The sequence below is a fragment of the Ferrovibrio sp. genome, from assembly GCF_035304305.1.
GTDB lineage: Bacteria > Pseudomonadota > Alphaproteobacteria > Ferrovibrionales > Ferrovibrionaceae > Ferrovibrio.
This window is the reverse complement of sequence record NZ_DATGQG010000012.1, coordinates 1-4,837: the sequence shown is the minus strand read 5'-3', so window position 1 is coordinate 4,837 and position 4,837 is coordinate 1. Positions and strand designations below refer to the sequence as shown.

Genomic DNA, 4,837 nt, shown 5'->3' with positions numbered 1-4,837 from the left:
TCCGAGAATGGAGCCGAGCCTGCTCCGCCAGTCGCCCGTCCGCCCCGGTGCGGCGGCGCCCTGCCCGGCGGTTTCCATCTCGGGCAGGCGCCGGCGCCGGCGCCGCTCGGCATGCAGGCCGCGATACACGCTCCAGCACATCAGGATCATGATGCAGGCAAACGGCAGCGCCGTGGTGATCGCCGCCGTCTGCAGCGCGGTCAGGCCGCCCACCATCAGCAGGACGATCGCGATCGCACCGCTGCTCAGGGCCCAGAAGATGCGGCCGGGCAATCCCGGCTGCGGATTGCCGTTGCTGCTGATGATGTCCATGACCAGCGCGCCCGAATCCGCCGAGGTGACGAAGAAGGTCGCAACCAGAATGGCAGCCAGGGCGGAACTGATCGTGGGCCATGGCAGCTGGTCGAGCAGGACGTAGATCGCGGTGGCCACGTCGGCATCCACAGCCTCCACCATGCCGCCGGCGCCGAAGATCTCCCGGTGCAGCGCCGTGTTGCCGAAGACGCCGAACCACACGAAGGTGAGCAGCGTCGGCGCGAAAAGCACGCCGCCCACGAATTCGCGGATGGTGCGGCCGCGCGAGATGCGCGCGATGAACATGCCGACGAAGGGTGCCCAGGAAATCCACCAGCCCCAGTAAAACATCGTCCAGCTTTTCTGCCATTCGGTGCCCCGGAAGGCGGTGGTGCGGAAGCTGGTGCCGACCAGGGTCTGCAGATAGTAGCCGATATTCTCGATCAGCGTGCTGACCAGGAACACGGTCGGCCCGAGGATGAAGACGAAGAGCAGCAGCAGGAGCGCAAGGCCGAGATTGATCTCGCTCAGCCGCTTGATGCCGTTGTCGAGCCCGGACGCCACCGAAAGCGTTGCCGCCAGGGTGATGCCGACGATCAGCCAGATCTGGTTGGTGAGACCGGTCGACATCAGGCCGAGATAGTCCAGTCCGGCATTGACCTGGAGCACGCCGAGTCCGAGCGAGGTGGCGAGACCGAACAGCGTGCCGAAAATCGCGAGGATGTCGACGATATCGCCGGCCGGCCCGTGAATGCGCTCGCCCAGCAGCGGCCAGAGCGTCGAGCGGATGGTCAGCGGCAGGTCGTGGCGATAGGCGAAATAGGCCAGCGCCAGCCCGACGATGATGTAAACCGCCCAGGCATGCAGGCCCCAGTGGAAATAGGCGAGATGGATGGCCTCCTTGGCGCTTTCGATGGTTTCCGGCTGCATGCCCGGGCCGAGGCTGGCCGGCGGCTTGGCGTAATGCAGCACCGGTTCGGCGACGCCATAGAACAGGATGCCGATGCCCATGCCGGCGCTGAACAGCATCGCGAACCAGCTCGGGTAGCTGTATTCTGGCTCGTCGTCATCGGCACCGAGCCGGATCGAGCCGTAGGGACTCACGAAGAGATACAGCGCGAAGATCAGGAACCCGGTGACCGACAGGATGTAAAACCAGCCGAACCGGGTGACGATGAAATCCTGCAGGCCCGCGACCCGCTGTGCCATCGGTTCGGTGAACAGAACCGCAAGCAGGACGAACAGCAGGCTGATGATGGCTGCAGGCCAGAAGACCCGACGATTCACGGACATGGCACCTCCCGGCAGACAACCTGCCAAATGGCCCACCGTTCCGCGAATTGCGGTCGAACGGCAGGATCAGTCCTCGAAAGGATCCTTCATCAGGATCGTGTCGTCGCGTTCGGGTGAGGTGGACAGCAGGGCCACCGGCGCGCCGATCAGTTCTTCCACGCGGCGGACGTATTTCACCGCCGTCGCCGGCAGGTCGGCCCAGGAGCGCGCGCCGCGCGTGGTTTCCGACCAGCCTTCCAGCGTCTCATAGATCGGCTTCGCCGCCGCCTGCTCGCCCATCGAGGCCGGCAGATAATCGAGCTGCCTGCCATTCACCTCGTAGCCGGTGCAGATCTTCAGTTCCTTCAGCCCGTCCAGCACGTCGAGCTTGGTCAGCGCGATGCCGTGAATGCCGTTGAGCTTCACGCTCTGGCGCACCAGCACAGCGTCAAACCAGCCGCAGCGCCGCTTGCGCCCGGTGACGACACCGAATTCATGGCCCTTCTCGCCCAGCCACTGGCCGATCTCGTCCGTCAGCTCGGTCGGGAACGGGCCCTCGCCGACGCGCGTCGTATAGGCCTTCACGATGCCGAGCACATAGCCGAGCGAGCCGGGCCCGAGACCGGAGCCGGCGGCGGCCGACCCCGCCATGGTGTTCGACGAGGTCACAAAGGGATAGGTGCCGTGATCGACGTCGAGCAGCGAGCCCTGCGCACCCTCAAAGAGAATGCGCTTGCCATGGCGACGCGCCTCGTCGAGCTCGCGCCAGACCGGTGCGGCATAGGGCAGCACCTGTTTCCCGATCTCGGCCAGCTGCTGCAGCAGGTCTTCGCGGTTCACCGGCTCGGCGCCGAAGCCGCGGCGCAGCGCATTGTGGTGGGCGAGCAGGCCGTCGACCTTGCGCCCAAGCATGCCGGCATCGGCGAGATCGCAGACGCGGATCGCGCGCCGGCCGATCTTGTCCTCATAGGCCGGGCCGATGCCGCGCCGCGTGGTGCCGATCTTCACGCCGCCATCGGCGGCATCCTCGCGCAGGCCGTCCAGCTCGCGATGCAGCGGCAGGATCAGCACGGCATTCTCGGCGACTTTCAGATTGTCGGGCGTGATCGTGGCGCCCTGCCCGCGCAGCTTTTCGATCTCGGCCATCAGCGCCCAGGGATCGACGACGACGCCGTTGCCGATCACCGAGAGCTTGCCCTCGCGCACGATGCCCGAGGGCAGCAGCGACAGCTTGTAGGTCTTGCCGTTGATGACCAGCGTGTGGCCGGCATTGTGGCCGCCCTGGAAACGCACCACGACATCGGCGCGGAGCGACAGCCAGTCGACCAGCTTGCCCTTGCCCTCATCGCCCCACTGGGCGCCAACCACCACCACGTTGCTCATCTTACGCGTCCCCAGCTCATTGTTTCGTCGTTCCCGTGAAAGCGGGAACCCAGTCGCACTGTCGCCCGGATCTCCGCTTCCGCGGGGATGACGAAGGAGAAAAAACCACTGCTACAGCGGCCGAATCGCCGTACCGTCCCACCAATGGGTGCAGCCGGCGGCTTTCGCCGCCTTCTTCACGTCCTTCTGACCGTCCAGTTCCGCCCAGGCCGCATGCCCCTCGCGGCGCAGTTTCGCCGCCACCGAATGCGGCGTGCCGAAGGGCAGATAGACCAGCGGCGGCGCCGGCCGCGCCGGCAGGCCGCGCATGACACTGTCGAGATAGAGCGTGAAGCCGGTGGCGGTCTCCCCGGCCGGCGTGATGTAGCGGCCGCCGCGGCCAAGCTCGCCGCGCACATTGCGCGCGAACAGCGTGAAGGCGATGCCGGTATGGTATTCGAAGCCGCGGAATTCGCCGGGATCGAGCGTCACCAGCAGATCCGGCGCGGCGGCCGATACCTCCCGCACCAGCGCGTCGAGATCGGCGACGATCTTCGCCGCCGCCTCGGGCAGCTTCAGTCTGCCGAGGCCGTCGAGGGCGGCGCGGGCCGGACCGGCCAGTTCCAGAAGTCTCAGCAGGGTCGGCGCCGCGGCACCGCTGACGGCCTTGAGCTCGGCGGCATCCTTGCGGTCCAGCGCACGACGCGCGGCGCGGGCCTGCTTCGGCTCCAGCCCATGGGCCTCCATGATCGCCGGCGCCAGCACCGGCTGGGTGATGTCGAGAGACAGGCCGGTAACGCCCAGAGACGCCACGGCTTCCGCCGCCAGCGCGGCAGCCTCCACATCGGCGCCCAGGGCTGCCGAGCCGATCAGCTCGAAACCGGCCTGGGCGAATTGCCGCTCGGGCCGCAGCTGGGTGCCGCGCACCCGCAGCACCTGGCCGGCATAGGCCAGACGCAGGGGCCGCGCCGCGTCACGCAGGCGGGTGGCGGCGATGCGGGCGACCTGCAGCGTGATGTCGGTGCGCAGGCCCATCATGCGCTGCGACACCGGATCCATGACGCGGAACATCTGGCCGGCGAGCTCGCTGCCGGAATCCGACAGCAGCGTCTCCTCGAACTCGATCAGCGGCGGCTTGACGCGGGCATAGCCGTAGGAGGCGAAGGAGGCGAGCAGCTGCTCGCTCGCCTGCGCCTCCCAGTCGGCGCGCGGCGGCAGCACATCGCGCAGACCCGCAGGCAGCAGGCCGGCCGCCGCCGACAGCCCGTCGCCGTCGCCGCCCTCGGAACGCAGGCTGGTCTTCTTCGCAGCCATCTTACTTGTGCTTGAACTCGGCCTTGCGCTTGGCCGCGAAGGCCGCCATGCCTTCCTTCTGGTCTTCGGTGGCGAAGGTCGAATGGAACACGCGGCGCTCGAAGCGGATGCCCTCGGCCAGGGTGGTCTCGTAGGCGCGGTTCACCGCCTCCTTGGCGATCATGACGATCGGCTGCGACAGCGAGCAGATCTTCTCGGCCGCCTTCATGGCTTCGTTCATCAGTTCCGCCAGCGGCACGACGCGGCTGACCAGGCCGGAGCGCTCGGCCTCCTCGGCATCCATCATGCGGGCGGTGAGGCACATCTCCATCGCCTTGGACTTGCCGACGAAGCGGGTCAGGCGCTGGGTGCCACCGGCGCCCGGAATGGTGCCGAGATTGATTTCCGGCTGGCCGAACTTGGCATTGTCGGCGGCGATGATGAAATCGCACATCATGGCCAGCTCGCAGCCGCCGCCGAGCGCATAGCCGGCCACCGCGGCGATCACCGGCTTGCGGCATTTCGCCACCCGCTCCCAGTCGCGGGTGATGAAGTCTTCCTTGAAGACGTCCATGTAGGTCTTCGGCTGCATCTCCTTGATGTCGGCGCCGGCGGC

At 67.3% G+C, this 4,837-nt stretch carries 4 protein-coding genes; all 4 read right to left on the bottom strand.

Translation table 11 applies throughout. The features are described 5' to 3' along the window. On the bottom strand, window positions 1-1,587 hold a 1,587-nt coding region (locus VKZ87_RS01175), incomplete at its 3' end, for a BCCT family transporter (protein ID WP_324219404.1). A gap of 66 nt (window positions 1,588-1,653) precedes the next feature. Then, entirely contained in the window at window positions 1,654-2,949 is a 1,296-nt protein-coding gene (locus tag VKZ87_RS01170; protein WP_324219403.1) for an adenylosuccinate synthase, read from the bottom strand. 111 nt (window positions 2,950-3,060) lie between these two features. After that, window positions 3,061-4,242 (bottom strand): ATP phosphoribosyltransferase regulatory subunit, encoded by a 1,182-nt coding sequence (locus VKZ87_RS01165; protein ID WP_324219402.1) that lies wholly within the window; start codon window positions 4,240-4,242, stop codon window positions 3,061-3,063. A 1-nt stretch (window position 4,243) separates the two neighbouring features. After that, the coding region (locus VKZ87_RS01160; RefSeq protein WP_324219401.1) for an enoyl-CoA hydratase-related protein at window positions 4,244-4,837 on the bottom strand (594 nt) is incomplete at its 5' end.

Coding starts and splice junctions, on each gene's coding strand:
- VKZ87_RS01170 (WP_324219403.1), bottom strand. CDS start 2,949: ATGAGCAACGTGGTGGTGGTTGGCGCCCAGTGGGGCGATGAGGGCAAG.
- VKZ87_RS01165 (WP_324219402.1), bottom strand. CDS start 4,242: ATGGCTGCGAAGAAGACCAGCCTGCGTTCCGAGGGCGGCGACGGCGAC.